Annotated in this window: 24 protein-coding genes and 1 pseudogene; 9 read left to right on the top strand and 16 right to left on the bottom strand. The window is 67.2% G+C overall.

The features are described 5' to 3' along the window. The first annotated feature begins 73 nt into the window (after positions 1-73). Positions 74-400 (top strand): superinfection immunity protein, encoded by a 327-nt coding sequence (locus DIE16_RS03205; protein WP_124891770.1) that lies wholly within the window; start codon positions 74-76, stop codon positions 398-400. 18 nt (positions 401-418) lie between these two features. On the opposite strand, the gene DIE16_RS03200 is transcribed toward DIE16_RS03205, so the two are convergent. The 7 genes and pseudogenes from DIE16_RS03200 to DIE16_RS03175 form a co-directional block, all read right to left on the bottom strand. Further along, positions 419-1,585: a cytochrome P450 gene (locus DIE16_RS03200; RefSeq protein WP_124891769.1), complete on the bottom strand. Its 1,167-nt coding sequence runs from the start codon at positions 1,583-1,585 to the stop codon at positions 419-421. A gap of 145 nt (positions 1,586-1,730) precedes the next feature. Next, the gene (locus DIE16_RS03195) at positions 1,731-1,997 is read right to left on the bottom strand and encodes a YodC family protein (RefSeq protein ID WP_044847912.1); all 267 of its coding nucleotides are present in this window, start codon (positions 1,995-1,997) and stop codon (positions 1,731-1,733) included. Between the two features lie 23 nt (positions 1,998-2,020). Then, positions 2,021-2,260 carry a hypothetical protein gene (locus DIE16_RS36450; protein ID WP_124920886.1) on the bottom strand — a complete coding sequence of 80 codons (240 nt, stop codon included), beginning with the start codon at positions 2,258-2,260 and terminating at the stop codon, positions 2,021-2,023. Between the two features lie 71 nt (positions 2,261-2,331). Beyond that, positions 2,332-3,192 (bottom strand): oxaloacetate decarboxylase, encoded by an 861-nt coding sequence (locus tag DIE16_RS03190; protein WP_124891768.1) that lies wholly within the window; start codon positions 3,190-3,192, stop codon positions 2,332-2,334. A 110-nt stretch (positions 3,193-3,302) separates the two neighbouring features. Continuing rightward, positions 3,303-3,416, bottom strand: a pseudogene (locus DIE16_RS36970) (GNAT family N-acetyltransferase); the annotation flags it as partial. A 59-nt stretch (positions 3,417-3,475) separates the two neighbouring features. Next, a complete protein-coding gene (locus DIE16_RS03180; RefSeq protein ID WP_044847909.1) occupies positions 3,476-4,336 on the bottom strand; it encodes a MurR/RpiR family transcriptional regulator in 861 nt (286 codons plus the stop codon). Between the two features lie 63 nt (positions 4,337-4,399). Continuing rightward, a complete protein-coding gene (locus DIE16_RS03175) occupies positions 4,400-4,753 on the bottom strand; it encodes a YgiW/YdeI family stress tolerance OB fold protein (protein ID WP_044847908.1) in 354 nt (117 codons plus the stop codon). A 226-nt stretch (positions 4,754-4,979) separates the two neighbouring features. Here DIE16_RS03175 and DIE16_RS03170 point away from each other — a divergent pair, with 226 nt between their 5' ends. The 3 genes from DIE16_RS03170 (at position 4,980) to DIE16_RS03155 (ending at position 8,071) form a co-directional block, all read left to right on the top strand. Further along, positions 4,980-5,642, top strand: coding sequence for a response regulator (locus tag DIE16_RS03170; RefSeq protein ID WP_044847907.1), 663 nt, complete (start codon positions 4,980-4,982; stop codon positions 5,640-5,642). Beyond that, complete coding sequence (locus tag DIE16_RS03165; protein ID WP_124522453.1) at positions 5,639-7,015, top strand: ATP-binding protein; 1,377 nt, start codon at positions 5,639-5,641, stop codon at positions 7,013-7,015. The genes DIE16_RS03170 and DIE16_RS03165 overlap by 4 nt, the downstream gene beginning before the upstream one ends. Before the next feature lie 855 nt (positions 7,016-7,870). Further along, entirely contained in the window at positions 7,871-8,071 is a 201-nt protein-coding gene (locus DIE16_RS03155) for a membrane protein (RefSeq protein WP_044847905.1), read from the top strand. A 520-nt stretch (positions 8,072-8,591) separates the two neighbouring features. On the opposite strand, the gene blaPEN-bcc is transcribed toward DIE16_RS03155, so the two are convergent. Continuing rightward, positions 8,592-9,485 carry a PEN family class A beta-lactamase, Bcc-type gene (blaPEN-bcc, locus tag DIE16_RS03150; protein WP_124522455.1) on the bottom strand — a complete coding sequence of 298 codons (894 nt, stop codon included), beginning with the start codon at positions 9,483-9,485 and terminating at the stop codon, positions 8,592-8,594. A 116-nt stretch (positions 9,486-9,601) separates the two neighbouring features. Between blaPEN-bcc and penR the strand changes: the two genes are divergently transcribed. Further along, entirely contained in the window at positions 9,602-10,492 is an 891-nt protein-coding gene (gene penR, locus DIE16_RS03145; RefSeq protein WP_124485311.1) for a beta-lactamase transcriptional regulator PenR, read from the top strand. Between the two features lie 495 nt (positions 10,493-10,987). On the opposite strand, the gene DIE16_RS03140 is transcribed toward penR, so the two are convergent. From DIE16_RS03140 to DIE16_RS03130, 3 genes are all read right to left on the bottom strand, one after another. Continuing rightward, positions 10,988-11,242: a hypothetical protein gene (locus DIE16_RS03140; protein ID WP_044847902.1), complete on the bottom strand. Its 255-nt coding sequence runs from the start codon at positions 11,240-11,242 to the stop codon at positions 10,988-10,990. 100 nt (positions 11,243-11,342) lie between these two features. Further along, complete coding sequence (locus DIE16_RS03135) at positions 11,343-13,568, bottom strand: amylo-alpha-1,6-glucosidase (RefSeq protein ID WP_124485310.1); 2,226 nt, start codon at positions 13,566-13,568, stop codon at positions 11,343-11,345. A 320-nt stretch (positions 13,569-13,888) separates the two neighbouring features. Continuing rightward, positions 13,889-14,923 carry a rod shape-determining protein gene (locus tag DIE16_RS03130; protein WP_044847899.1) on the bottom strand — a complete coding sequence of 345 codons (1,035 nt, stop codon included), beginning with the start codon at positions 14,921-14,923 and terminating at the stop codon, positions 13,889-13,891. 271 nt (positions 14,924-15,194) lie between these two features. Here DIE16_RS03130 and DIE16_RS03125 point away from each other — a divergent pair, with 271 nt between their 5' ends. After that, complete coding sequence (locus tag DIE16_RS03125) at positions 15,195-17,612, top strand: patatin-like phospholipase family protein (RefSeq protein ID WP_124891767.1); 2,418 nt, start codon at positions 15,195-15,197, stop codon at positions 17,610-17,612. Positions 17,613-17,683: 71 nt separating this feature from the next. Here DIE16_RS03125 and DIE16_RS03120 read toward each other — a convergent pair whose 3' ends face one another. Both DIE16_RS03120 and DIE16_RS03115 read right to left on the bottom strand, forming a co-directional pair. After that, the gene (locus tag DIE16_RS03120) at positions 17,684-18,814 is read right to left on the bottom strand and encodes an ATP-binding protein (protein WP_044846904.1); all 1,131 of its coding nucleotides are present in this window, start codon (positions 18,812-18,814) and stop codon (positions 17,684-17,686) included. Between the two features lie 64 nt (positions 18,815-18,878). Next, positions 18,879-19,589, bottom strand: coding sequence for a response regulator (locus DIE16_RS03115; RefSeq protein WP_124485306.1), 711 nt, complete (start codon positions 19,587-19,589; stop codon positions 18,879-18,881). A gap of 220 nt (positions 19,590-19,809) precedes the next feature. Here DIE16_RS03115 and DIE16_RS03110 point away from each other — a divergent pair, with 220 nt between their 5' ends. Next, positions 19,810-20,724, top strand: coding sequence for a glutaminase (locus DIE16_RS03110; RefSeq protein ID WP_124523240.1), 915 nt, complete (start codon positions 19,810-19,812; stop codon positions 20,722-20,724). 229 nt (positions 20,725-20,953) lie between these two features. On the opposite strand, the gene DIE16_RS03105 is transcribed toward DIE16_RS03110, so the two are convergent. Both DIE16_RS03105 and DIE16_RS03100 read right to left on the bottom strand, forming a co-directional pair. Then, positions 20,954-21,745 carry an SDR family NAD(P)-dependent oxidoreductase gene (locus DIE16_RS03105; RefSeq protein ID WP_124891766.1) on the bottom strand — a complete coding sequence of 264 codons (792 nt, stop codon included), beginning with the start codon at positions 21,743-21,745 and terminating at the stop codon, positions 20,954-20,956. A gap of 75 nt (positions 21,746-21,820) precedes the next feature. Then, the gene (locus DIE16_RS03100) at positions 21,821-22,585 is read right to left on the bottom strand and encodes an SDR family oxidoreductase (RefSeq protein ID WP_124891765.1); all 765 of its coding nucleotides are present in this window, start codon (positions 22,583-22,585) and stop codon (positions 21,821-21,823) included. A gap of 138 nt (positions 22,586-22,723) precedes the next feature. Here DIE16_RS03100 and DIE16_RS03095 point away from each other — a divergent pair, with 138 nt between their 5' ends. After that, entirely contained in the window at positions 22,724-23,668 is a 945-nt protein-coding gene (locus tag DIE16_RS03095; RefSeq protein ID WP_124523242.1) for a LysR family transcriptional regulator, read from the top strand. A 384-nt stretch (positions 23,669-24,052) separates the two neighbouring features. Here the strand turns inward: DIE16_RS03095 and DIE16_RS03090 are convergent, their stop codons facing one another. After that, positions 24,053-24,934 (bottom strand): AraC family transcriptional regulator, encoded by an 882-nt coding sequence (locus DIE16_RS03090; protein WP_124523243.1) that lies wholly within the window; start codon positions 24,932-24,934, stop codon positions 24,053-24,055. Positions 24,935-25,086: 152 nt separating this feature from the next. Between DIE16_RS03090 and DIE16_RS03085 the strand changes: the two genes are divergently transcribed. Beyond that, entirely contained in the window at positions 25,087-26,064 is a 978-nt protein-coding gene (locus DIE16_RS03085) for an oxidoreductase (RefSeq protein WP_124485301.1), read from the top strand. Positions 26,065-26,131: the final 67 nt, after the last annotated feature.

Raw genomic sequence — 26,131 nt, 5'->3', positions numbered from 1 at the left:
ACAATCAATTGCCGGCACACGAATGGAAAAAGCGCGACAATCAGCCTCATTGCAGTTCGGACGGAGCAGCAACATGGAACACACAGTCCTGATTCAGGTGGCCGGTTCGGTCGCAGCGATCGCGCTCTATTTTCTTCCGGCCATCGTCGCCGATCGGCGCAGCCGGCACGACAAGCTGATGATCGCGATGTTCAACGCGCTGTTCGCGTGGACGGGCATCGGCTGGCTGCTGACGCTGTACTGGGCATGCCAGCCGAACCCGCAGACCGACGTCGCACAAACCATCCTCGCGAAGCGCCGCGGCATCAGCATGCGGACCTTCTCGACCGGTCTCGTCGAACGCGTGCAACGCCGCGTCGCCGCCCAGCAACAATGGGCCGAGAAGCAAGGTTGCCGCTAGGCAGTCCCGCCTTTCCGCTTACCTCGCCGTGCCGAACTTCGGCATCCTGACATTGGTCGAGGCCCGGTAGTCCCACACCAGCCTGTCGCGCGGCGCGTCACCGCCCGCGCGCAACCACGCCCCGAACGCCCCCGCCGTGACCGCCCGCGCGATCCGCTCGCCCGGACAGCCGTGCGGCCCCGTGCCGAACCCGAAGTTCGGCCCCGGCGCGCGGCCCGGCAGCAGTCGGTGCGGCTCGCGATGCACGGCCGGATCGCGGTTCGCCGCCGCAAGCACGACCAGGATGGCCGCACCGGCATCGACGGTCACGCCGTCGATCGTCGTGCGCGACGCGACGAAGCGGCGCGTGTTCTGCACCGGCGCATCGAATCGGCCGACCTCGGCGACGAATGCGTCGAGGGCGGCCGTATCCGGCATCGCGCGTTCGCCGTCCGTGCCATCCCATGCGACCAGCACGTTGCCGAGCCACGCGGCCGTCGCCTCGCACGTCTGCGACAGCAACCCGACCAGATTCGCGACCAGCGCGCCGCTCGCGTGCCAGCCCGCGGCGCCGGCCGCCTGCTGAACCGCGGCGACGAGTGAACCGTCCTGCGCATGCGTGCGCGCGACGCGTTCCGTCATGCGGTCGAGCAGTTGCCGCGCGGCTTCGCTCGCGCGGGCCAGCGCGGCGTCGTCCGACAGCGGCGACAGCGCGGCGACGAAGTCGACGACCAGCGCGGCGATATCGTCGAGTTGCGCGCTGTCGAAGCCGAGCAGATCGGCGACCGCGCAAACGGGCACCGTCAGGCACCACGCGTTCAATGCATCGGCGTCATACGGCGCGCGCAGCCGGCTGCCGGCGAGTTGGGCGGCCCGTTCGCGCAACGCGTTCGCATCGATCGGCGCGAACGCCGCGCGCAGCGCCTGCTTCGGCACGTCGTGCCGCAATGCGCCGTCGTTCATGCGCACCAGTTCGCCGAACAGCGCACCCGCCATCGACCCGCGCAACGCGGGCGGTACCGGCGCATCGAGCGGCCTGACGCGGCACGCCGGGTGGCCGAGCACGGCCGTCACGCTCGCCGCCCGGCTCGCGACCCACAGGCCGAGCGAGGCGTCGAACGCAAGCGGCGGCCCGTCGACGAGCGTCGCGTAATACGGGTAGGGATCGCGGTGCGTGACCGCGGCAATCGGATGGGTCGGGTTCATGCGTGCAGTATCGGCGCGCCGGGCCGCCGCATGTTTCGGGTTGACGTGAAATGTCGTGGATGTCGTCGGCATGCCGGCACGGCGGGCCACGGCGATGCGGCAACCTGCGGCCGGCAAGCGGCGCGGTGCCGCGACGGGCGCGTCGTCAGGCTGCCGACCGGTAGCGGTGCCCCTGCATGCGCACGCGGACGCGCCCGGCGGAAATCGCGCGCGGTTCGGGCACTACCGTTTCGTGATGAAACATTTCCTGCCGGAAGTGGCCGCTGTCGTCGAACCACTGGCAGATCAGCCAGTCGGCATCGTCGAACACGACCGGCCCCGCGTAGGTGACGGTCATGCGCGGCCCGCCGGTTTTCAGCGTCACGACATCGCCGACGCGAACGCCACTGCGGTGATTTTCTCGGATTGTCATCGCTCTCTCGATTTTTTATATATTCATTTTCCGGCGGCCCGCTGGCAGGTCATTCGGATATGCGGGAGATTACCAATCCGATAAATAACCGGCAACTCCCGAATACGAAAAAAACAGCGACCGGAAAATCGCAACAATATGCGGCACCGGTTCGCGTGGCGGGCGGCTGACGCCAGAACCGGCGCGGCTTGCGTGCCGGTTCCGGTCGCACCGCCGGAATACGGAGAATAATCGATGGTTTTCGCGCCGTCATCGAACTTCAAATCGGCAGCAGTTTCGATTGATTACCGTCAATCAGCTTTCGGTTGGAAACGTTCCCACGTTTCACCGGCCCTTATTGTTCAAACTGAACGGGCGAATTGTCCGGCGCCGAAAACCAGCGATTGAGGTCGCGGCCCGGCACCGCCGCCTGCGTGAACGTGAACGTGCCGTCGCGCGCCATTTCCGTCGCGGCGCGCAGGAACGCACCGAATGCGGCCCGCGCCAGCGCGCCGCCGACGCTGACGCGCTTCACGCCGAGCGCCGCGAGCGCCTCGAGGCTCAGCAACCCGCCCTGCAGCCCCATCACGACGTTGACCGGCGCGCCGACCGCGCGCGTGAGCGCCGCGATCTCGTCGGGATCGGTCACGCCCGGTGCGTACAGCACGTCAGCGCCCGCGTCACGGTACGCGACCAGCCGCGCGATCGTGTCGGCCAGGTCGTGGCGGCCGTGCAGGTAGTTTTCGCAACGCGCGGTCAGCGTGAACGGAAACGGCAGCGCGCGCGCCGCGTCGACCGCCGCCGCGATGCGCTCGACCGCCGCGTCGTACGGATAGATCGGTGCATCGGCGCGGCCGGTCGCGTCCTCGATCGAGCCGCCCACCGCGCCGGCGCCGGCCGCCAGGCGGATCGTCTCGGCGACCGTGTCGGGCGCGTCGCCGAAGCCGTTCTCGAGATCGGCGCTGACCGGCAGGCCGCCCGCCGCGACGATCTCCGAGATGTGGGCGAGCATTTCGTCACGGCCGATCGCGTTGTCGGGCCGCCCTCTCGAAAACGCGAAACCGGCGCTCGTGGTGGCGAGCGATTCGAAGCCGGCCATCGCGAGCAGCCGGGCGGACCCGGCATCCCACGGGTTCGGGATGATGAAGGCGCCGGCGCGCGCGTGCAGCGCGCGGAACGCTTCGGCCTGACGGAACTGCACGTTGGAATCGGACATTGACGTCTCCTCGGAATGGAGACGTCAGCATACGCGCGCGCGGTACCGCGACGGTTCAGGTCGCGATGAAATATCGATGCGGATGTCAGGGCCCGGCGCGGCGCGGTGTGCGGCCGGAAGTCGGCCGGGCCGGCCCGGCTTTCGTTGAACCGGACGAGCGGCGCCGCGATCTGCTTGCGGACGTCCGCATCGCCGACGTCGGTCACGTCGTAGGTGAACGTCATCGGTTACGTCGGATCAAGGAGAAAAACGGGAGGGAAGACAGTCGAAGCCGCGCGCGCGGCTACACGACATACGCGCCCTTCGCATGCAGTTCCGCTTCCGTGCGCTCGAGCGCCGTGATCGCATCGCTGCCTTCGAGCGCCAGCAACTGCGCGACCAGCGCCTCGGCCATCGCATGCGCGGCGACCAGCGACGGAAAGAACGACGGGCTGTCGTGCGTGAAGATCAGCTGCGCGTCCGCATGCAGCGCGATCGGCGACACCGCGCTGTCGGTGATCGCGACGATCCTGCTGCCCTGCGCTTTCGCCGCCTGCGCGACGCGCGTCGCTTCCGCCGAATACGGCGCGAAACTGATGATCACGGTCACGCTCTGCTTCGCGATCGTGCGCAACTCCATCTCGAGCGAGCCGGCGACACCGTTGAGCAACGACACGGTCGGCCGGAACAGCCGGTAGCCGTACACGAAACCGAACGCCACCGGATAGCACGACCGGAACCCCGCGACATGCACGTGCGACGCCTTGCGGATCAGCTTCGCGGCGTCCGCGAGCGCGTGCCCGTTCTGTGCGGCGGTGGCGGCAAGATTGTGCTGCTGTGCGGCGAGCAGGTCGTGCGCGAGCGACGCCTTCGCGTCGGGCCGCACGAGCGAACGCGCACGCTGCGTGAGCGGCTCGGGACGCGTGCGCACGCGCGCGACGCACAGGTCGCGCAGCTCGTTCCAGCCGGGGAAACCGAATTGCTGCGCGAGCCGCACGAGCGATGCGGGTTGAACCTGCGCGCGCTGCGCGACCTTGCGCATCGACGAGGTGGCGACCTCGTCGGGATGATCGAGCAGAAATGCAGCGCCCGCCTGGAATTGCGGGCTCAGTTCGGAAAATTGCGCCCGGATCCGGGACGCGAGTTCATCGAAATTGGCAGCCATCTTGGTGAGAACGGGAACCGGTCGTCCATGGTATCACCGGCCCCGTGCACACCGGTGCACCGCTCAGCGCAGCACTTCCACGTGATCGGCGTCGACCTTCACCTTGCCCGACCACTTGCGCTCGAACTCGCCGGTCAGCTTCACTTCGTTCTTGTCGCTGACGGGCTGGCCGGCCGCCCACAGCTTGTGGTCGATCTCGACGCGGATCGTGCCCGTCGCATCGGCGAACTCGTAGTCCTCGCCGCCGGCATGCTTGACGATGCGCCCCTGCAACTGCACGTGCTGGTCGTCCTTGCCGTTCGCGAGCAGTTCCTTCACGGTCGTCGTGGTCAGCGCGGACGGCCCCGTGTATTGCGCGTAGACGGCGGCGGGCAGCACCGCAAGCGCGACCGCCAGGATTCTCGTCAGGTGTTTCATGATCTCGTTCCTCCATTTTTTCGAGTGCGTCGCGCTCCGTTGAACGCGACGGCCCCAGATTACGGACCGTAAGATTAAGCAAAGCTGAAGACCGTGCGCCGCGGCATGCCGTCGCAACATTCCGGTGCGCGAACGCACGCAGGCGCCCGTGTTTAAGCTCGGCCTAAGACACCTGCGCTTATCATGGGAACCCCGGGCGCCCACGCCCGCCAACAGACACGAATCCATGCGCGTACTGCTCGTCGAGGACGATCCGCTGATCGGCAGCGGGCTCGAACAGGGCCTCAAACAGGAAGGCTTCGCGGTCGACTGGGTCAAGGACGGCGACGCCGCGACGCTCGCGCTGCGCTCGACCGGCTACGGCCTCCTACTGCTCGACCTCGGGCTGCCGAACCGCGACGGCCTGTCGGTGCTCGCGTCGCTGCGCCGCCGCGACGAAACCCTGCCGGCGATCATCATCACCGCGCGCGACGGCGTGCCGGACCGCATCGCCGGCCTCGACAGCGGTGCCGACGACTACCTCGTCAAGCCGTTCGTGCTCGAGGAACTACTCGCCCGCATTCGTGCGGTCAACCGCCGCCACGCAGGGCGCGCGCAGACGACGCTCGCGATCGGCCCGCTGCGGCTCGATCCGGTCAAGCACCTGGTCTGGCTCAACGACGAAGAAGTCACGCTGTCGCCGAAGGAATTCGTGCTGCTGCACGAACTGATGCGCGACCCCGGCGCCGTGATCTCGCGCGAACAGTTCGAGGAACGGCTGTACAGCTGGGGCGAGGAAATCGAGAGCAACGCGGTGCAGGTACACATCCACAACCTGCGCAAGAAACTCGGCCACGACATGATCCGCACGGTGCGCGGCGTCGGCTACCGGATCGGTGACGCCGCATGATGCGTCTGCAACACGCGATCGCGCGCTGGCGCAGCGCATCGCTGCGGCGGCGCCTGTTGACGTGGCTGCTGCCGGCCGCGTGCGTGATCGGGCTGGTCGCAAGCGCGGGCACCTACTGGGGCGCGCTGCGCGAACTCGACGATCTCCTCGACGACCAGATGCGCAGCATGTCGAAGCAGATCGTCGTCGGCCCGAACGGCGAACTGTCGTTCCGCAACCATCGCGACGGCAAGCACGAATTCGAGGCAGGCGACCCCGACGCCGTGCTGCTGCAGGTCTGGCGCAACGGCACGCTGGTGTATTCGACCGATCGCAAGTCCGCGCTGCCGCCGCCCGCGCAGACGGGCATCGGCAGCGTCGACGTCGGCGGCCAGCCGTGGCGCACCTACGTGACCGAACGCGGCGGCACGACGATCCGGCTCGCGCAGGCGCGCCACGCGCGCTGGGAAGCGATCGCGGGCATCGCGGTGCACCTGCTGTGGCCGGTGTTCTCGATGCTGCCGGTGCTCGCGATCGGGCTGTGGTTCGGCATCGGCGCGGGGCTGCGGCCGCTGCGCACGATCGCGGCCGGCCTGAAGCGCAGGAATGCGAACAATCTCGAGCCGGTCGACGTCGCGTCGATGCCGAACGAAGTCCGCCCGCTCGCCGAAGCGATCAACGACCTGCTCGCGCGGCTCGACCGTTCGTTCACGCTGCAGCGGCACTTCATCGCCGATGCCGCGCACGAATTGCGCACGCCGATCATGGGGCTGTCGATCCAGTCGCAATTGCTGCGGCGCGCGTCGACGGCCGACGAACGCGAGCAGATCCTCGCGCAGATCCATGCGGGCACGACACGCCTCGGCCACCTCGCCGAACAATTGCTGACGCTCGCACGCCTCGAACCCGACGCGCAGGCGTCCGCCGCGACCTCCGCGCCCGTCGATCTCGCCGCGCTGTGCCGCTCGGTGGTCGCCGATCGCACGCGCGTCGCGGATGCGCACCGCATCGACCTCGGCGCGATCGTGTCGTCGCCGGTGATGGCCGCCGGCAACATCGACACGTTGCGCGTGCTGCTGAACAACCTCGTCGACAACGCGATCCGCTACGCGGGCGTCGGCGCGCGCGTCGACGTGTCCGCGCGTCTCGACGGCGCGACGCCCGTGCTCGAAGTCGCCGACGACGGCCCCGGCATTCCGGAAGCCGAGCGCACGGACGTGTGGGAGCGCTTCTATCGCGGCGAAGGCGCGCAGGCGGTCACGTCGTCGGGCAGCGGGCTCGGGCTGTCGATCGTCAAGCGGATCGCCGAACAGCATCGCGCAACCGTCGCGCTGGGCACGACGCAAGGCGGGCGCGGGCTGACCGTGACGGTGCGCTTTCCGGTGCCGGCCTGACACACGCCCGACGGGCGGCTTTTCCACAGATTGTGTTGGCAAGCTTGTGGACAACCGGCCGCTAACGGCAGCAAACCATTGATCCGAAAGGGTTTGGCGCTCGTGCGCAGCGAATGCGCCAACCCGCGTCGAGCAGGCGCTCGCCTCGACGCGACATCGCGTACCGATCCCTTCCCTCCGAGTCGTCGCCGCACTACTTGCAGGGGCGCCCAATGCCACATTTCAAATCGATGGATCCGAACTTCCCGATCCCGCAATGGCGCGACGTCGACGCGCAACCCGTCGTGCTCCTCAACATCTTCACGGTGGATCCGGCAGACGAGGCGGTTTGCACGATGTGCCGCGCCGCGCGATCGCCACGCGGACTTCTCCACAGAAAATGTTGGCAAGCTTGTGGATATCCTGCGCACCGCAACGCTAAGCCGTTGATCCGACGGACTTTGGCACGCGTGATGCAGACGCGGCGCGCGCCGGGCCGTCACACGCGCCGGTTCGCCGCACTTCGCATCACGATGCCACGTCGATGCCCCAATGACGTGCGATGCGATCGTCGCAGCACTTACCCACAGATTTTGTTGGCAAGCTTGTGGATATCCTGCGCACGCATCGGCTAACCCGTTGATCGGCCAATGATTCATGCCGCGTCACCGTTGCGGCAGCACGCGGTTCGCCCGCGCGCAGACGGACGATCCGGCGCAACAGCGGCACCCTGCCCGCCGCTTGACGCCCGCACCTGCCACGCGTCACGATCACACGAGCCGCACGCGCCACGCATCGCGAGACTTCACGCAGCGGCACCACGGTGCCGGCCGTTGCGCCCGCATCGGACAACGACACATCATTCCGAGGAAGACCATGGAACACTTCACCGCAGGGCAGTTGATCGTCTCGCTCGTGCTCGTCGCGATCGTCGTCTATCCGTATGTCCGCATCGTTCGGCGCACCGGGCATTCAGGCTGGTGGATCCTGACGATGTTCGTCCCGGTCCTGAACTTCATCATGTTGTGGGTGTTCGCGTTCGCGCGCTGGCCCTCGGTCGACGATCGGCACGGCTGAACATCGGGCGGGCTTGTCCACAGATTGTGTTGGCAAGCATGTGGATAGCCTGCGCATACCGCGATCAAGCGCTTGATCCGTAAGACTTTGTCCGCGCCGCTTCGAATCGGGCACGCGGCCACGCGATGTGCCGTTCACGCATCGTCACGCGACGCGACGGACCGCATGTCGCGCGCGCCACGCCGCTTGTCCACAGATTTTGTTCGCAAGCGTGTGGATAGCCTGCGCATACCACGCACAAGCGCTTGATCCGAAAGGTTTTGTCCGTGCCGCTTCGAACCGGGCAGGCAAGCCTCACGCACGCCGGCGCCGCGCCCGCTGCGCGATGAACGCGGCCGCGCGCGGGCTTGTCCACAATTTTTGTTGGCAAGGATGTGGATATCCTGAGCATGCGTCATCTAAGTCGTTGATCGCACAACGTTTCGACATGCCGGTCACGACTGCGGCACCGCGTGCATTCATCGACACATCGCTTCATCGTTCCGTGCATTCATCGATGAACGCACGCCGCGCCGCCCGCTCACGCGAACGTCGCGACCGCGATACGCGCGGCGGCCGCGATCACGTCGTCCTTCGCCTTCGCATCGGCACGCGTCTGCGTGTAATACACGGCGAGCACGATCGGTGCGCGCGACGGCGGCCAGATCACGCCCGCGTCGTTCGTCGTCCCGTAGTCGCCGGTGCCGGTCTTGTCGGCCACCTGCCACCCGGCCGGCACGCCCGCGCGAATCCGCTTGTCGCCGACCTTGTTGCCGCGCAGCCAGGCGACGAGCTGCGCACGCTGCGCGGGCGGCAGCGCGTCGCCGAGCGTGAGCACGCGCAGGCTCGCAGCCATCGCGGCCGGCGTCGTGGTGTCGCGCGGGTCGCCCGGCAACGCGGTGTTCAGTTCGGTCTCCCAGCGATCGAGCCGGAACGTGTCGTCGCCGATCGAACGTGCAAACGCGGTCACCGCCGCCGGCCCGCCGATCAGCTTCATCGCCAGGTTCGCGGCCGAGTTGTCGCTGTACTGGATCGCCGCCTCGCACAACTCGGCGACGGTCATCCCGGTGCCGACATGCTTGCCCGACACCGGCGAGTAGTTCACGAGATCGGACTGCGCAACGGCCACGCGCTGCTGCAGCAGCCCCGGGCGCTCGACGCTCTGCGCGAGCACCGCCGCACTCAGCATCGCCTTGAACGTGCTGCAGAACGGGAAGCGCTCGTCCGCGCGATGCTGCACGCGCCGGCCGCCCGCGGTGTCGATCGCGCACACGCCGAGACGGCCGCCCGCCGCGCGCTCGAGCGCGGCAAACGACGTCGCGGACGAAACGTCCTGCCCGGCAGCCGGCGGCGACGCGCACGCGCTGACGGTCAGGACGAGCGGCGCCGTCGCGGCGGCCAGCAGCAGGGTTCGACGTTGCGATGAGTAGGTCATGGGGTGTCTCTCGTGGTGGAATGGATGCAGAACGGCCGGCCGGCGAGACAGCACTATCGTGACTTTACGGTTGCCTGACAAGCAACGATAATTGAGCGCTGACAAAAGAAATTCTTATGACGAAGCTCCGCCCTCACCTTCCGCTCAATGCGTTGCGCGCGTTCGAATCGTCGGCGCGCCACCTGAACTTCACGCGCGCCGGCCTCGAGCTGAGCGTGACCCAGGCGGCCGTGAGCCAGCAGGTGCGCTCGCTCGAGGAGCGGCTCGGCTGTGCGCTGTTCACCCGGTTGCCGCGCGGCCTCGGGCTCACCGACGAAGGGCGCGCGCTATTGCCGGTGCTCAGCGACGCATTCAGCCGGATCGAAACCGTGCTCAAGCAGTTCGACGGCGGGCGCTTCCACGAAGTGCTGACGCTCGGCGCGGTCGGCACCTTTGCCATAGGCTGGCTAATGCCACGGCTGAAGCGCTTCGGCGACACGCACCCGTTCGTCGAGCTGCGGCTGCGGACCCACAACAACGTCGTCGACCTCGCGGCCGAGGGTCTCGATTTCGCGATCCGCTTCGGGGAAGGCAACTGGCCGGCGACGCGCAACGAGCGGCTGCTCGACGCCCCGCTCACCGCGCTGTGCGCGCCGGAGATCGCGCGGCGCCTCGCGCGGCCGGCCGATCTCGCGAACGAAACGCTGCTGCGCTCGTACCGCACCGACGAATGGCTCGGCTGGTTCGATGCCGCGCCGCTCGAACCGTGGGCGGTGAACGGGCCCGTGTTCGATTCGTCTCGACTGATGGTCGAGGCCGCGATGCAGGGCGCCGGCATCGCTCTCGCGCCAGCCTGCATGTTCGCGCGCGAACTGCAGCTCGGCCTGCTCGCGCGGCCGTTCGACATCGACGTGCGCGCGGGCGGCTACTGGCTCACGTCGCTGAAGTCGAAGCCGCTCTCGCCGGCGATGACGCTGTTTCGCGACTGGATCGTCGCGGAAGCGGCCGATACCGCGCCGCTCGAATGATGCGGCCCGGCTTGTCCACAGATTGTGTTGGCAAGGATGTGGATATCCTGGGTACCCGAGGTCTAACCCGTTGATCGCGCACGAATTATCGCGCCGACGCACGCAGCGGGCAGCCCGTGCGCAAAGGCTTCGACGCCGCGGCCGCCGCGCGCCGGATCGTCAACCATCAGGAAGCAATCACGTCAGACTTATCCACAGATTTTGTTGGCAAGCCTGTGGATATTCCGCCAATGTGACGCGTAACATCCTGATACAAAAGGGGATTCAGTAGATCGGGCCAGACAGGTCAATGACGCGTCATCGTGTGCGGCCTCGCGGCGCCGCTTGCGCGGCCGGTCGGGGGCCGGCCGGTTCTCCACAGATTGTGTTGGCAAGCTTGTGGATATCCTGCGCACCGGCCGGCTAACTCATTGAGCGCACGGGGTTTTGTGCGCGCCGTGCAGGATTGGGCAGCGCCGGCGCCGGGCCAGGCGGCCGACGCCGGCTGCCGCTTCGTCAATGCCGGTCGAGCCCGCGGCGCAATTCGCTCGCCTTGTCGCGCAGCGCCTCGTACCCGGAGCGCGCATGTTCGGGCAGGTCGGGATCGCCGATCAGCGCGCCGAGCGTTTCGATCAGGCTGAACAGGATGCCCTTCGCCGCGCCAGCCGCGATGCTCTGCGACTCGATCGACTTGTGCAGGTGGTCGACCGCCGCTTCCAGGTTCTCGAGCTTCTTCTGCTCGCCGTCGTCGGGCCGGTTGTCGGTCGTCATCGTAGGTGCCTCCGCCATCGTTCAAGGGTCATGTCACGATTCTATGCCGCTGCGTGCGGACGTGGCACGACATCGCGCAACGTCCGTGCAGCCGCATGCGCTACAGCACCGCGACCACCTTCACCCGCCCCGGCTGCTCCGCCGACGCGATCACCTGGCCGTCGACGCGCCGGAACGTCAGCGATACCGTTTCGTCGCCCACGCGCAGTTCGTCGATGCGCAGCCAGTCGACACCTTCGGGCAGCGCCGGGCGCTCGACCCGCACCTCGTGGCGCGCCGCGTCGACGCTCACGCCGAGACACGCCTGCAGCATCATGAACGGCGCACCGGCCGCCCACGCCTGCGGCAGGCACGCGACCGGATAGGCGGTCGGCGGCTCGCCGCGCCGGCGCGGGAACCCGCAGAACAGCTCCGGCAGCCGCATCTCGAAGCTGACCGCGGCTTCGAACAGCGCGCGCAGCAGGTTCACCGCGGCCGTCTTGTCGCCGTAGCGCGCGAGCCCGCGCGCGATCAGCGCATTGTCGTGCGGCCACACCGAGCCGTTGTGATAGGCCATCGGGTTGAAGCGCGGCTGGCCGGCCGCGAGCGTGCGCACGCCCCAGCCCGTCTGGAACAGCGTCGAGCCGAGCACGCCGGCGACCGCCGCGCCGCGCTCGGCGTCGGGCAGGCCGAACGCGAGCAGATGGCCCGCGTTCGACGCCAGCACGCGGCACAGGTCGCCGTGACCGTCGAGCGCGATCCCGTAGAACTGGCCTTCCGGCATCCAGAACAGCGTCTCGACCTGGTCGCGCAGCGCCTTCGCGCGCAGCGCATAGCGTGTCGCGTCGGCCGCGTGGCCGCGCCGGTGCGAGCACATCGACATCGCATCGAGCGCCGCGCACGCATACGCCTGCACTTCGACGAGCGCGATCGGGCCGTCGGGAAAACGGCCGTCCGCATGAAACACCGAATCGTGGCTGTCCTTCCAGCCCTGGTTCGCGAGACCGCGCTCCGACGTGCGCTGGTAGTCGAGCAGCCCGTACGGATTGCGGTCGCACTTGTCGATCACCCACTGCGCGGCGCGCTCGAGCGCGGGCCACAGTTCGTCGATCAGCGCATCGTCGCCGGTGTGTTCGACGTACGCGCCCGCGAGCACGATGAACAGCGGGGTCGTGTCGACGCCGCCGTAATAGAGCGCGAACGGCACCTCCCCCGTCGCGGCCATTTCGCTGCGGCGGAATTCGTGCATGATCTTGCCGGGCTCCGCATCGCGAAACGCGGACGTCTCGCGCGCCTGGTGCTCCGCGAGAAAGCGCAGCACGCCGCGCGCGAGCGACGGCTGCAGCCACAGCATCTGCAGCGACGTGATCACCGCGTCGCGGCCGAACGGCGTCGAGAACCACGGAATGCCCGCATACGGATACGGCCCGGTATCGAGCTGCGTCGTGAGCAGCCCGAGATCCGCGAGCGAGCGGTCGAGCCACGCATCGAACAGCGGATTGCCGGTGTTCACGCGCGCCATCGACTCGCGGCGCGAGCGCATCTCGCGATGCACGCCGACGAGCGCGGTGCGCAGCGCGACGCGCCCGCATCCCGGGCCTTCACCGTCGTGCGCGCGGCCGAGCGTCGCGTCGACGGTCAGGTAGATCGACACGCACGCCTGCGCGGCGATCGTCAGCGTGTAATCGGCACGATCGACCGACAACGCGTCGGGCGCCGGCGAGAAATGCACGGTCACGTTGCGCTCGACCTTGTCGAGGCCGTCGTACCGAAGCCGCACCGCACCGCCGTCGACGCGCGGCGCAACCACCGTGCCGCGCTTCGGGCGCTGCGTGCCGCGCACTTCGAACATGTCCTTGAAATCCGCCGCGAACGACAGCGACAGCGGCACCTCGGCCTCGCTCGCGCCATAGTTGGTCAGCGTCAGCGCTTCGTACAGCACGTCGCCCGCGAGCACGCGCATCCGTTCGATGTGGATCACGCCCTCGGGCGTCTCGCGACCGCCGAGCGGCGGCAGCGGGCGGTTCGTCAGGTGCGCGGTGAACGACGCGTTGTCCGCGCTCGTCGCGCCCGACAGCAGCGACGGCGCGCGGCCGCCGAACGTCAGGCGCCAGGTCGACAGCACGCGCATGTCGTCGACGAACAGGCCGTCGTCATGGCCGCCGACGTCACCGAGCGCGTCGCTGACGACGAACGCGTCGCCAGATTTCAGGACGTACTGGTTGTTGCGTGCGAGCGCCTGCGGATCGGCTTCGGGCGCGATGAATGCGGGGCCTGTCGCCTGGGTCGGGGGGACGGGCGCGACTTGCGGCGCCTGCGTCGTGGTGGCTTCGGCGTGATTCGGCATCGATGCTCCTGTGTCGAGGCGCAACGCGCGGCGCGCGTCGCGTGTTTCGCACAGGATAGGCCAGAACGGGGGACGCGCGCAGCGCCGAAAAAGACGCGCCTCCCGCCCCGCCCGAAATGCCGGCTCAAAGGTGTCGGACGCCTGGAGAAGCAGGCCGCCAGCTTGCACGGCGCGCGGCCACGGCCCGCTCGCGCATGTCCGGGCATCGTGGTCGACACCACGTGTCAAGCGGGTCCGGAGAAACCGGACGACGTTCGCCACACTGGAGGATCACGGTTCGAAGAACGGCAACGAACGCCAACGCGCCTGCCCGGCCGGCGTCAATCCACCGGACACATCGCGAGCCGCCCCATCGCCTCCCCGGCGCCGCGCACCGCGCAGGTGGCCGGCTCGTCGGCGATCCGCGCGCTCAGCCCGGTCTCGTCGCGCAGCAGGCGTTCGAGATCCGCGAGCAGCGCGCCGCCGCCCGTCAGCACCACGCCGCGATGCGCGATGTCGGTCACGAGTTCGGCCGGCGCGTTTTCCAGCACCGACTTCACCGCGCCGATCACCTGCTTGAGCGGCGCGGCCAGCGCGTCCGCCACATCGTGGTTGGACAGCTCGATCGAACGCGGCAGGCCGTCCTTGACGCTGCGCCCGATCGCGCGCGTCGACGCGCGCGGCACGGCGCTGGTGGCCGAGCCGATCGTCTCCTTCACGCGCTCGGCGGTCTGCTCGCCGAGCAGCACGCCGTACAGGTTGCGCACGTGATTGACGATCGCCGCGTCGAACTGGTTGCCGCCGACCCGGATCGCCTCGCGATAGACGACACCGCCGAGCGCGATCACCGCGACTTCGGTCGTCCCGGCGCCGATGTCGACGACCATCGAGCCGACCGGCTCGGTCACCGGCAGGCCCGCGCCGAGTGCGGCGGCGAGCGCTTCCTCGATCAGTTCGACGTCCGATACACCGGCCGCGAACGCCGCCTCGCGCATCGCGCGACGCTCGACCGCCGTCGCATCCGACGGCACGCACAGCGTGACCTCGACGCGGCGGCTGAAGCGCGAGCGCGTGCGCGACATGTCGATGAAGCGCCGAAACATCTGCTCGGCGGCGTGCGCATCGGCGATCACGCCGTGCCGCATGGGCCGCACGGCCTCGAGATGCCCCGGCTCGCGGCCGAGCAGCGCCTTCGCGAGTTCGCCGACCGCCTCGAGCGTCGGTCGCGCGTCGGACGCGCCGCCCTTGCGAAAGCACACGACCGACGGCTGATCCAGCACCACGCCGCGCTCGTGCGTATAAATCCGCGTACTCGCCGTTCCAGGGTCGATCGCAACGGGTTGCGCAAACAACTTTCCGAACAGCGGTGTCGACATGGTTACCCTTTTCTTGAACAAACCGGCCGAAGCGGCCAGGCCGCATCCCCGCGGCGCGTCTTTGCCGCCCCATTGAGGTCTTAGCGGCAAATCGTGCCGATACTTTAAGCAATTCCAATGATTTTTTCGCGACGAAATTGCCGAAACCGCGTTTCGGCAGGCCTGCGGCTACGCATCGGCCGCTCGCGTTGCGCTTGTAAAACACGGTAATCTCTCGGTCTTGCCTGCTCCCGGCAGGCGCCCGACGCCCGATCACGCCAGGTATTCCACCATGACAGCGACCGCCTCTCTCCGCTGGCTCGGGGTGCGCCGGCTCGGCGCCACGCTCGTTGCGCTGTGGTGCTGCACCGTTGCCGCGCAGCCCTTGCCGGCCGCCGACACCGCCGCGCGCACCGCGCCGGCGGCCACTGCCGCCGCACCGGCCGCCCCTGCCACGACGGCCGCCCCCGCCGCCACGCCCGCATCGACCTGCAACGCCGACGGCGGTCCGGCCGGCCGGCCACCGGTCGGCCTCGTGCTGTCCGGCGGCGGCGCGCGCGGTTACGCGCACCTGGGCGTGCTGAAGGTGCTCGAGGAGAACCGCATCCCGATCGACTGCATCGCCGGCACGAGCATGGGCGCCGTGGTCGGCGGCCTGTATGCGAGCGGGATGGCCGCCGACGAGATGCAGAAGCAGCTGTCGGAGGTGAACCTGGCCGACATCGCGTTCGACGTGACCGACCGCGCCGACCTGCCGCAAACCAGCCGCGAGGACGAGCGCCTGTACATCAACAGCCTGACGCTGGGCTTCGGCAAGAAAGGCGTGAAGGCGCCGGTCGGCCTCGTGCAGGGCAACCGGCTGCAGGCGCTGCTCGCGAACTGGACCGCCGCCGTACCGACCAACCAGCCGTTCGACCAGTTGCCGATCCCGTATCGCGCGGTCGCGACCGACCTGCAGACCGGCCAGATGGTCGTGCTGGACCGCGGCTCGCTGCCGCTCGCGATCCGCGCGAGCATGGCGATGCCCGGCCTGTTCGCGCCGGCCGAGATCAACGGCCGCGCGCTCGTCGACGGCGGGCTCGTCAGCAACCTGCCGGTCGACACCGCGCGGCAGATGGGTGCGAAGGTCGTGATCGCCGTCGACATCGGCTCGCAGTTGCGTCCGCTCGACGCGCTCGCGTCGCCGGCGGACGTGATGCAGCAGATGGTCGGCATCCTGATCCGCCAGAACGTGACGTCGCAGCGCAAGCAGCTTGCCGCGCAGGACGTGCTGCTCACGCCCGACCTCGGCGCGCTCGCGTTCACCGATTTCCAGAACGCGAAGCAGGCGATCGCCGCCGGCGCGGCCGCCGCGACCGCGGCGCTGCCGCGGCTCAGGCACCTCGCGCTCACGCCGGAACAGTACGCGGCCTACCGGTCCGCGCATGCGCAGCCGCTGCCGCCGCCGATCCGCATCACGCGGGTCGAGATCAAGACGACCGGCGGCGTGCCCAGGCGTGTCGTCGCCGACGCGCTGCACGTGAAACCGGGCGACACCTACGATCCGGCGACCGTCAGCCAGGACCTGCTCGGACTGACGACCGGCGGCAATTTCGAGAGCGTGACGCAGCAGATCGTGAGCCACGGCGACGAGAACGTGCTCGAGATCGATGCGCGGGAGAAATACTGGGGGCCGAATTTCCTGCTGTTCGGCGTCGGGATGTCGAGCAGCTCGACCGACGAAGGCGGCTTCCGCCTGCACGTCGGCTACCGGCGGCCGTGGCTCACCGAATCGGGCCTCGAGTTCCGCGCGGACACGACGATCGGCAGCGACCTGCAGTCGGCGCGCGTCGAATTGCGCCAGCCGTTGCCGGCCGCATACGGCTTGTACATTTCGCCCTATGCGGAATACCAGCGTCGCTACGTGAACCTGTACGACAACAGCGGCGAGGTGAAGCTGAACCAGTACTTGATGCAGACGGCGCGCACCGGGCTCGACTTCGGCCTGCCGATCGCGCGGCTCGGCGACTTCCGGATGGGTATCGGCTATGCGACCGGGCACGGCTCGCCGAACTACAACCTGCCGTTCCCGTTCGATGACGGCAGCTCGACGCTGATCTGGCCGAGCTTCACGTCGCAGGCGCTGACCGCGCGTGCGCGGCTCGTCATCGATCAGCTCGACGATCCGATGTTCCCGCGCCGCGGCTACTACGGCGAATTCCGTGTCGAACGGTCGCTGTGGTCGCACAACAGCCAGTCCGCGGAGGACCTCGCCGATACATCCAACACGCCTTACACCGAGCTCTACGCCAAGGCGATGATCGCGCAGCAGTTCGGCCGGCACAGCGTCAGTGCAACGATCGAGGGCGGCAAGAGCATCGGCGGCACCAACCTGATCAACGCGTTCAACTTCACGCTCGGCGGGTTCCAGCATCTGGCCGCGTATGCGGCCGACCAGCTGACGGGCAACGAACTCGCGTACGGCAACGTGACCTACATGAACCAGCTGATGACGTTCAACGCGTCCCCGATCAAGGCGCTGTCGGTCGGCGCCAGCGCGGAACTCGGCAACGTGTGGTCGAGCGGCGTGAAGGTCGGCGGCGGCACGCTCAAGCAGAGCTATACGTTCTTCACGAGCCTGTCGACCTCATTCGGTCCGCTGTACATGGGTATCGCGCTCGCGCCGGGCGGCCGGCGCAACATCTACCTGCAGCTCGGCCGCACATACTGATGGGCGCGCGCGGATGGCGACGGCGGGCATCCGCCGCGTCACCGCCCGCGCCTTGCGCAGCCGGACGCCGGCTAGATCGGCCAGCTGATCTCGAAGCGCGCGCCGCCGAGTTCGGCCGGATCGACGACCGCGATCCGGCCGTTGTGCGCGTGGAGCACCTGCCGCGTGATCGCTAGGCCGAGCCCGTAGCCGCCGGTGCGGCGGTCGAGCCGCACGAACGCGTCGAAGATCCGCTCGCGTTCGCTCTCCGGCACGCCCGGCCCGTCGTCCTCGACATAGATCGCGATGTTGCCGTGTTCGATCGCGATCCCGACGACGATCCGCGACGCCGCATATTTGCTCGCATTGCGCAGCAGGTTGCGCATCGCGTACGACATCAGCCGCCGGTCCATCTTCACGCGCAGGTCCGACGCGATCGCGATGCGCGACTCGATCGCGCGCTCCGGATACAGCAGCTGCGCGTCGCTGACCTGGTGCTCGAACCACGCGACCGGCGCGGTCAGCTCGAGGTTCGACTGCAGCGAGCTGTATTCGAGCCGCGCGTACGTGAGGCTCATGTCGATCAGTTCCTCGAGTTCCGTCACGTCCTGCGCGATGCTCTCCAGCGCACCGTGGTATTCGGCGGCCGAGCCCGGCTCGCGCAGCATCTCGAGCGCGAAGCGCACGCGCGCGAGCGGCGTGCGCAGCTCGTGCGAGATCCCGTTCGTCAGGTCGCGCTGCGCGGCGATCAGCCGCTCCATGCGCATCGCGAGCGCATTCAGCGTGCGCGCGAGCGGGCCGATGATCACGCTGTGCGACTCGCGTGCGCGCGTGTTGAAGCGCCCGCCGGTGAAATCGATCGCGCGCTCGCGCACCATCACGAGATCCGACCAGACCGGCCGCATCCACCGATACGCGGCGAGCGCGGGCGCGGTGAACACGAACGCGAGCACGATCCAGATATCGCCCGGCAGCGCGTCGAACGCATGCCACACGACTTCCGGCGACAACACCACGCACAGCGCGAGCGCCGGCACCAGCGCGGTCAGCAGCACGAGGCCGAGCAGGTGCAGGTAGGTGCGCACGTACAGGCGCGACCAGCTCGGAATGCGGTCGGCGCGCGTGTCGGTCCACGCGCGGCGGAAATGCAGCCAGCGCCATTTGACATAGCGCAGCGCGGAAAGCGGCGCTGCGTCGGGGTGCGAACGGGTGCGTCGGATCATCGCGGCTTCCGGCTATCGTGCGATGCGGGGACGCGGCGGCCGACGGCGTCGCGCCAGGGTGGCGTCATTCCCACGCATGCTTGCTGAACTGGTAACCCTTGCTGCGGATCGTCTTGATCCGCTGCGGGTTGCCTGCATCGTCGTGCAGCTTGCGGCGCAGCTTCGAGATGCGCCCGTCGATCGTGCGGTCGAGGCCGTCGAATTCGACCCCGCGCAGCTGCAGCATCAGGTCGTCGCGGCTGACGACCTCCCCCGCACGGCACACCAGCACCCACAGCAGGTCGAACTCGGCCGACGTGAGGTCGGGCGAGCCGCCGCCGGGCAGCACGACCGAGCGGTCGGTGCGGTCGATCGAGAACTGGCCGAACGTGTAGCGCTCCGGCTGCGACGCGGCGCCCTCGGCCGCGCGCGCGGGCACGCGGCGCAGCTGCGCCTTGATCCGCGCGAGCAGGATGCGCGGCTCGACCGGCTTGTGCACGTAGTCGTCGGCGCCGAATTCGAGGCCGAGCAGTTCGTCGAACGGCTCGTCGCGCGCCGTCACCATGATGATCACGCCGTCGTACTGCTTGCGTGCCTCGCGGCAGATCTCGAACCCGTCCTTGCCCGGCAGGTTCACGTCGAGAATGACGAGATCCGGGCGCGTGGACAGGATCGCCGGCACGGCGGCGTCACCATGCAGCACAGTGTCGACTTCATAGTCGTTCTTGCGCAGGTAGCCGGCGATCAGCGTGGACAGGCGGGTGTCGTCTTCGACGAGCAGGATGCGAAAAGGCATGGGCAACGGTCGGATCGTACGGGGAGACCGCGGCGGCGGCAGGCTTGCACCGGCTGCCGGCCATCGGTCGAAACGTACCGCATGATACTGCGCCCACCGCTCGCCTGTTTGCCCGACCGATAAATAAGGGCGCGATTGCTGCCGCGCTTGACGAACCGGCGCCGAAACGGTTCCATACGGGCTCTTTGGAAACCGGGCCGCCCGCCCTGCCTCGCACGCGATGAACTATCAGCCGATCCTCGAACGCATCCATACCGAACTCGCCCCCTGGATCGGCCAGGGACGCGTCGCCGACTACATTCCCGAGCTCGCGAAGGTGCCCGCCGACAAGTTCGGGATGGCCGTCGTGACGCTGGACGGAAACGTTTACACGGTCGGCGACGCGCGGGAGCGCTTCTCGATCCAGAGCATCTCGAAGCTGTTCGCGTGCACGCTCGCGTTCCAGTTGCTGGGCGACGCGCTGTGGGAACGGGTCGGCCGCGAGCCGTCCGGCACCGCGTTCAATTCGCTCGTTCAACTCGAAAGCGAGCGCGGCAAGCCGCGCAACCCGTTCATCAACGCCGGCGCGCTGGTCGTCACCGACGTGCTGTGCCGCCGCTTCGTCAGGGCCGAGACGGCGCTCGTCGAGTTCGTGCGGCGGCTGATCGGCGCGACCGACCTCGACTACGATTCGCGCGTCGCGCTGTCGGAACTGCAGCACGCGGAACGCAACCGCGCGATGGCGCATTTCATGGCGAGCTTCGGCAACATGCAGATGCCGCCCGATACGGTGGTCGACGCGTATTGCCGCCAGTGCGCGATCACGATGAACTGCGTCGAGCTGGCGCAGGCCGCGCTGTTTCTTGCGAACGGGGGCGTCGCGCCCGTTACCGGCGAGCGGGTCGTCGACGCGAGTTCGGCGAAGCGGCTGTCGGCGCTGATGCTGACCTGCGGCACCTACGACGCGGCGGGCGACTTCGTATATCGCGTCGGCTTGCCTGCCAAGAGCGGTGTCGGCGGCGGGATCGTCGCGGTGCTGCCAGGGGAGATGGCCGTGTGCGTGTGGGCGCCGGGGCTCGATGCGAACGGGAACTCGCTGGCGGGGACGTTGGCGCTGGAGTGGTTGACGACTTATACGGAAAGGTCGATTTTCTGACGCACGGAATTCACCGCGCAACGCATTCTTCGCGATGTGACGATCGATTCGGCACGCACCTGCACGTTGAATCGGGAATTCGTTCTCGGGCAGCAATCGACCCGGAGGACACGCTCGCAACGCCCGAAACCGGACGTCGCACTCGTCATGAATCGAGCGCGACAACCGATCGCATCGGAACATTGAGCGAGCAAGCTTCGGACAGGCCGGCGCAAGTCCGGCCACGCAGCTAGAAGGCGCTCTTTATCACGCCCCCGTCGGCTCGCAACGCAGCGCCGGTCGTCGCCGACGAAAGCGGGCTGGCGATATAAGCGACGAGGGACGCCACTTCCTGCGGCGAACCGAATCGCTTGATGAGCGATGTGGGACGGACCTTCTCGAAGAATTCCTTCTCGAACGCTTCGAACGATTTGCCGTCGGCCTTCGCGAGCGTCTCCACGAATTCGCCCACGCCGCGCGATTTCGTCGGCCCCGGCAGGATGCTGTTGACCGTGATACCCGTGCCGGCAACGGCTTCGGCCAGCCCGCGCGCAACCGCGATCTGCGCGGTCTTCGTCACCCCGTAGTGGATCATTTCGGCCGGAATCTGCACCCCGCTTTCGCTCGAAATGAAAATGATGCGCCCCCAGTTGGCCTGCTTCATCGCCGGCAGAAACAGCCGGGCGAGGCGTACGCCACTCAGGACGTTGACCTCGAAGAAACGCTTCCAGTCCGCGTCAGGAATCTCTTCGAATGGCTTGGGCTCGAAGATGCCGAGGTTATTGATCAGGATTTCCACACCCGGATAGCGTTGCGCCAGTTCGTCGGCCGCTTCGGCCGTACTCAGGTCGCCCGCAAATCCAGCCACATCGCCGCCGGTATCCGCTTTCAGTTGCCCGACGACGTCATCGACAGATGACTGGGAGCGTCCGTTCACGATCACACGAGCGCCTTCCTGGGCCAGCGTGCTGGCGATAGCGAGGCCAATGCCGGCTGTGCTGCCGCTCACCAGTGCGAGTTTGCCTGTCAGATTCAGGTTCATGAGTGATTCCTTTTTCCGTGGACAAAGTAGACGTGACGACATCGAGTCTCGAACGACTGGATGTCGCCAACAGGTTTACGTACGCGTAATCGATGCGCCGCCATCGACCAGCGAGGCAGTGCCGGTGACAAAGGACGAATCGTCGGATGCGAGATAAAGCACTGAACGCGCCAGTTCTTCCGGCTTTGCCACGCGCTTGAGCGCATGCAGCCCGGTTACGAACGCCTGCGATTCTTGAGTGTCGTTCATGCCGCGATACATCTCCGTGTCCACGGCGCCCGGCAACACCGCGTTGACCCGCACGCCTTGCGCGCCGTACTCCGCGGCGAGTGCCTGCGTCAAGCCGATCAGCCCGGCCTTGCTCGCCGCGTAGGCCGCCGTGCCGGGAAACGCGAACGAGTAACCGACGAAGGTCGACGTGAAGATGATCGATCCGCCGCCCTGCTTCAGCATTTCGGGAATCTGGTGCTTCGCGCCCAGGAAGGCACTGGTCAGATTGGTCGCCAGCGCGGCGTTCCAGCCTGCTTCGGAAATACCGGTGGTCGGGCCCATCTCGCCGAGCGTACCTGCGTTGTTATAGGCGATGTCCAGACGGCCGAAGCGGCTCACTGCAAGCGCGACCAGCGCTTTCGCGAAGTCCTCCGACTGCACGTCGCCGGCCAGATACGCGGCTTCGCCGCCTTCGCTGGTGATCTCCGCCGCGAGCGCTTCGAGTTCCGCCGCGCGCCGCGCCGCAATGACTACCTTGGCGCCTTCCTTCGCGAACAGCTTTGCAGTGGCGCGGCCAATACCTGCGCTGGCACCCGTCACGATGGCGACTTTTCCTGTCAAACGTTGCATTTCCAATCTCCTGATCCGCTGCGTCGGCCAGCGCCCGATGCGTTGGCCCGTGAGAGCAATATAGGCTTCAGTCTTGATTGCAGAAAGGCATAAAAAATGGTCCTATCATTAAGTTTTTGTGAATGATCGAGGATTGGTATGGATCGCCTTCGCGCCTTCGAGGTTTTCGTGACGGTGGTGAGCCGTGGCGGCTTCGCGCGCGCGGCGGAAGCGCTCGGCACGTCGCCGGCCAACGTCACGCGGTACGTGCATGAACTGGAAGCGCACCTCGGCACGCGCCTCCTGAATCGCACGTCACGCACGCTGTCCCTTACCGAGGGCGGCGAGACCCTCTACGCCCGCTGCAAGTCCATCCTCGACGAGGTTGCGGAGACGGAGGGGCTTGTGTCATCCGCGTCGGTCGAACCACGTGGACGACTGCGCATCAATGCGCCCGTGAGCTTCGGCATTCTGTATCTGGCGCCGCTATGGCCCGGCTTCATGCAGAAATATCCGCGAATCGAACTCGACATCGGGCTGATCGACCGCGTCGTCGATATCGTCGACGAGGGCTACGATCTCGCCATTCGCATCTCGCGCGCCGGCTCGACCAACCACGCGGCACGCAAGCTGGCGACATCGCAAAACATCTTGTGTGCGTCGCCGGCCTATCTGGCCCGCTTCGGACATCCGACCGCGCTGACGGACCTGGTCGAGCATCGCTGCATCGGGTACACATATGCGGCCACTGGCGACGAATGGGAACTGATCGATGGTAACGGCAAGACCCATCCTGTGAGGGTCGACTGCCATATGCATACCAATAACGGCGATACGGCGCGCTCGGCAGCGCTCGCCGGGCAAGGGCTGATCTGGCAACCCACGTTCCTGATCAACGACGATCTGCGTGCAGGCAAACTCGTTCACGTGTTGCCTGAGTATCGTCTACCCGAGATCGACATACTTGCTGTCTACCCGAGCCGCCGACACTTGAGCGCCAGAGTGCGCGTCATGATCGATTTCCTGGTCGATGCGTTCGGTGGCGTGCCGCCGTGGGACCGGGATGACGGAAATCGGGCAGGCGCCACGCCGGCGATGCGTTGAAGGCGCATCCCGAACATGCGTCCGCCATGTTCGGGCATTCAGGCTGCGGGAGCGCGATCGTTCCGTGCTCTGGCGCGCTGGCACCCGGATGACGGCCCCGGCCAGCCTTTGACCACGGTCGGCGACTGTCTGGAAATTTCAGCATCTCCGGACATGGAATGCGCGCGAAAGCCCGTCACCTCGGCGCAGGCGACATTCGAATGTCGATGCGATAGAACCCGCCGACATCCACGACTGGCCGAACCCGGTCCGACGGCGAAGGTCGCGCCGCATTGTTGGAATCCGCGGACCGTCATTCCATACGTTGCAAATTTGATTATTGACGGGTGTCCGTTGCGGGCCGCACGCCCCGTGGGGGAAAGTCGAACGAGAGAAACGGCATCGCTAGTCTGCAACGCAATGGGCGCGCTCTCCTGCCCCGTGGAAACGGGCCATGTCACGCGCGGGAGACACTCCGAATTGGCGTGCATATTCACGGCTGAATTGACTCGGGCTTTCATAGCCCACGCTAAAGCCGACGCCTGCGACATCTCCTTGTTGCGCTAAAAGCCGGGCGCGAGCGGTCTGGAGGCGGATTTGCTTTTGATATTGAAGCGGGCTCATGGCGGTTGCCGCCTTGAAATGGCGGTGGAAAGATACTGGGCTCATCCCTGCCAACGCGGCCAGGCGTTCGACCCGCACCGACTCCGAAAAATTGGTGCGCAGCCATGTGATGGCACGACTCACCTGCGAGAGGCGGCTGTCCGCCATGGCAATCTGGCGGACCATGGGGCCACACGGGCTTTGCAGAATCCGCCAGAACACCTCGCGCCGGATCATGGGCGCAAGGACTGCAATGTCCTCCGGCCGGTCGAGCAACCTGACCAATCTCCACATCGCATCAAGCAAATCGGGCCCGGCGTGGTTGACCTCCACGCCGGCGGCGCCGCCCTGTGGCGCCATTGGCTCGGCGATCAAGCTCGCGAGCATGCCCAAGTCCAGGTCCAGCGTGACGGCGGAGTATGGCGCCTGGGTGACCTGCCCTGTCGCAGGCAGGTCCACGGACACGGCTACGTAGTCGCCCGGCACGATGTCGAATAGCCGGCCTCCGAGCACCGTCCGCTTTGCCCCTCCGAGGATTAGGGCCAAAACCGGCCGGTGGACCACATAGGTGACCACCGAAAGATCCGTCTCGACATAAAGCGTCAGCCCGCCAACGGCGGTTTCAGTCGGGCCTTCCCCGCCATGGCGCTCGACCAGCGCGCGAAGTTCGTACAAGTGGTCCAAGCCTGCCTCCAAACACCTCAGGGCATTGCACCCGCTCCGGAAACATCAATTGACAGGATTGTGCAAGAGATTGGCGGCATTGCGCTACCGCCGCGAACGGTCGCTGCGATTCAATGGAGCGTCCCAAACGCAGAATTGAACGAGGAAACCGTATGACGCACACGCCTCAAAAACCAATCGGTTCAGGCTTCGGCCCCGCCTCGACCGCCGACGAGGTGATCCGTGGCATCAATCTTACGGGCAAGACCGTCGTGGTAACCGGCGGCGCTTCAGGTATCGGAATCGAGACCGTCCGTGCATTTCGTTCCGCAGGCGCCAGGGTCATCGTGCCGGCCCGCGATACAGCCCAGGCCAAAGCAGCCCTCGCGACCATGCCTGACGTCATCGTGGAAGCGATGGACTTGCTGGAGCCTGCAGCGATAGACAGATTCGCCAGTCGCGTACTGTCGCTGACGGACACGCTGGACATTCTTGTCAACAACGCTGGAGTCATGGCCGCACCGCTGACACGCGATGCGCGCGGCTACGAAATGCAGTTCGCGGCCAACCACCTCGGCCATTTCCAACTCACCTGCCGGCTATGGCCCGCACTCGTGCGCGCGGAGGGGGCTCGCGTCGTAGCGCTCAGCTCCTACGGACATCGCCGCGCCGGCATCGATTTTCGCGACCCTCATTTCGAGCGTCGTGAGTACGACCGATGGATAGCCTACGGCCAGGCCAAAACCGCGAACGCCTTGTTCGCCGTCGCGCTGGATTCAATCGGCCGGCACTGGAACGTGCGCGCATTCGCCGTCCATCCCGGTGGCATTGCCACCCCGCTAGCGCGCCACATGCTGCCCTCCGAGATCGAAGCGAGCCGGATCTTCGATGCCGAGGGCAAGCCGGTCATTGATCCGGAAAACAACAAGAAGACGCCCGAACAGGGGGCGGCCACCTCCGTGTGGTGCGCGACGAGCCCTCAACTAGCCGGCATGGGCGGCGTCTACTGCGCCGATTGCGACATCGCCATCGCGCTTCCCAGCGACGGGAGCCCTGAAATGCACGGCGTCAGGCCCCGTGCCATCGACCCCGTCTCCGCCGGCCGTTTGTGGCAGCTCAGCGAACAACTGACGGGCGTGACGCTGGATTGAGCAAATTCGATGCGACTCGGGACAACCAATCGCGCCTTATCACCAACCACTATGGCAACGTAGCCAG

Source organism: Burkholderia sp. Bp9090 (genome assembly GCF_003857985.1).
In the GTDB taxonomy this organism is placed as follows: domain Bacteria; phylum Pseudomonadota; class Gammaproteobacteria; order Burkholderiales; family Burkholderiaceae; genus Burkholderia.
Note: the sequence above shows the minus strand (reverse complement) of the source record. Positions and strands in the feature narration are given on the sequence as shown.

What these genes read in the sequence shown, in the direction of transcription:
- DIE16_RS03105 (WP_124891766.1), bottom strand. Translation starts at nt 21,745, where the DNA reads ATGAACCTGAATCTGACAGGCAAACTCGCACTGGTGAGCGGCAGCACA.
- DIE16_RS03115 (WP_124485306.1), bottom strand. Translation starts at nt 19,589, where the DNA reads ATGCCTTTTCGCATCCTGCTCGTCGAAGACGACACCCGCCTGTCCACG.
- DIE16_RS03135 (WP_124485310.1), bottom strand. Translation starts at nt 13,568, where the DNA reads ATGCCGAATCACGCCGAAGCCACCACGACGCAGGCGCCGCAAGTCGCG.
- DIE16_RS03100 (WP_124891765.1), bottom strand. Translation starts at nt 22,585, where the DNA reads ATGCAACGTTTGACAGGAAAAGTCGCCATCGTGACGGGTGCCAGCGCA.
- DIE16_RS03155 (WP_044847905.1), top strand. Translation starts at nt 7,871, where the DNA reads ATGGAACACTTCACCGCAGGGCAGTTGATCGTCTCGCTCGTGCTCGTC.
- DIE16_RS03170 (WP_044847907.1), top strand. Translation starts at nt 4,980, where the DNA reads ATGCGCGTACTGCTCGTCGAGGACGATCCGCTGATCGGCAGCGGGCTC.
- DIE16_RS03085 (WP_124485301.1), top strand. Translation starts at nt 25,087, where the DNA reads ATGACGCACACGCCTCAAAAACCAATCGGTTCAGGCTTCGGCCCCGCC.
- DIE16_RS03125 (WP_124891767.1), top strand. Translation starts at nt 15,195, where the DNA reads ATGACAGCGACCGCCTCTCTCCGCTGGCTCGGGGTGCGCCGGCTCGGC.
- DIE16_RS03190 (WP_124891768.1), bottom strand. Translation starts at nt 3,192, where the DNA reads ATGTCCGATTCCAACGTGCAGTTCCGTCAGGCCGAAGCGTTCCGCGCG.
- DIE16_RS03180 (WP_044847909.1), bottom strand. Translation starts at nt 4,336, where the DNA reads ATGGCTGCCAATTTCGATGAACTCGCGTCCCGGATCCGGGCGCAATTT.
- DIE16_RS03205 (WP_124891770.1), top strand. Translation starts at nt 74, where the DNA reads ATGGAACACACAGTCCTGATTCAGGTGGCCGGTTCGGTCGCAGCGATC.
- DIE16_RS03110 (WP_124523240.1), top strand. Translation starts at nt 19,810, where the DNA reads ATGAACTATCAGCCGATCCTCGAACGCATCCATACCGAACTCGCCCCC.
- penR (WP_124485311.1), top strand. Translation starts at nt 9,602, where the DNA reads ATGACGAAGCTCCGCCCTCACCTTCCGCTCAATGCGTTGCGCGCGTTC.
- DIE16_RS03130 (WP_044847899.1), bottom strand. Translation starts at nt 14,923, where the DNA reads ATGTCGACACCGCTGTTCGGAAAGTTGTTTGCGCAACCCGTTGCGATC.
- DIE16_RS03140 (WP_044847902.1), bottom strand. Translation starts at nt 11,242, where the DNA reads ATGACGACCGACAACCGGCCCGACGACGGCGAGCAGAAGAAGCTCGAG.
- DIE16_RS03120 (WP_044846904.1), bottom strand. Translation starts at nt 18,814, where the DNA reads ATGATCCGACGCACCCGTTCGCACCCCGACGCAGCGCCGCTTTCCGCG.
- DIE16_RS03175 (WP_044847908.1), bottom strand. Translation starts at nt 4,753, where the DNA reads ATGAAACACCTGACGAGAATCCTGGCGGTCGCGCTTGCGGTGCTGCCC.
- blaPEN-bcc (WP_124522455.1), bottom strand. Translation starts at nt 9,485, where the DNA reads ATGACCTACTCATCGCAACGTCGAACCCTGCTGCTGGCCGCCGCGACG.
- DIE16_RS03095 (WP_124523242.1), top strand. Translation starts at nt 22,724, where the DNA reads ATGGATCGCCTTCGCGCCTTCGAGGTTTTCGTGACGGTGGTGAGCCGT.
- DIE16_RS03165 (WP_124522453.1), top strand. Translation starts at nt 5,639, where the DNA reads ATGATGCGTCTGCAACACGCGATCGCGCGCTGGCGCAGCGCATCGCTG.
- DIE16_RS03195 (WP_044847912.1), bottom strand. Translation starts at nt 1,997, where the DNA reads ATGACAATCCGAGAAAATCACCGCAGTGGCGTTCGCGTCGGCGATGTC.
- DIE16_RS03200 (WP_124891769.1), bottom strand. Translation starts at nt 1,585, where the DNA reads ATGAACCCGACCCATCCGATTGCCGCGGTCACGCACCGCGATCCCTAC.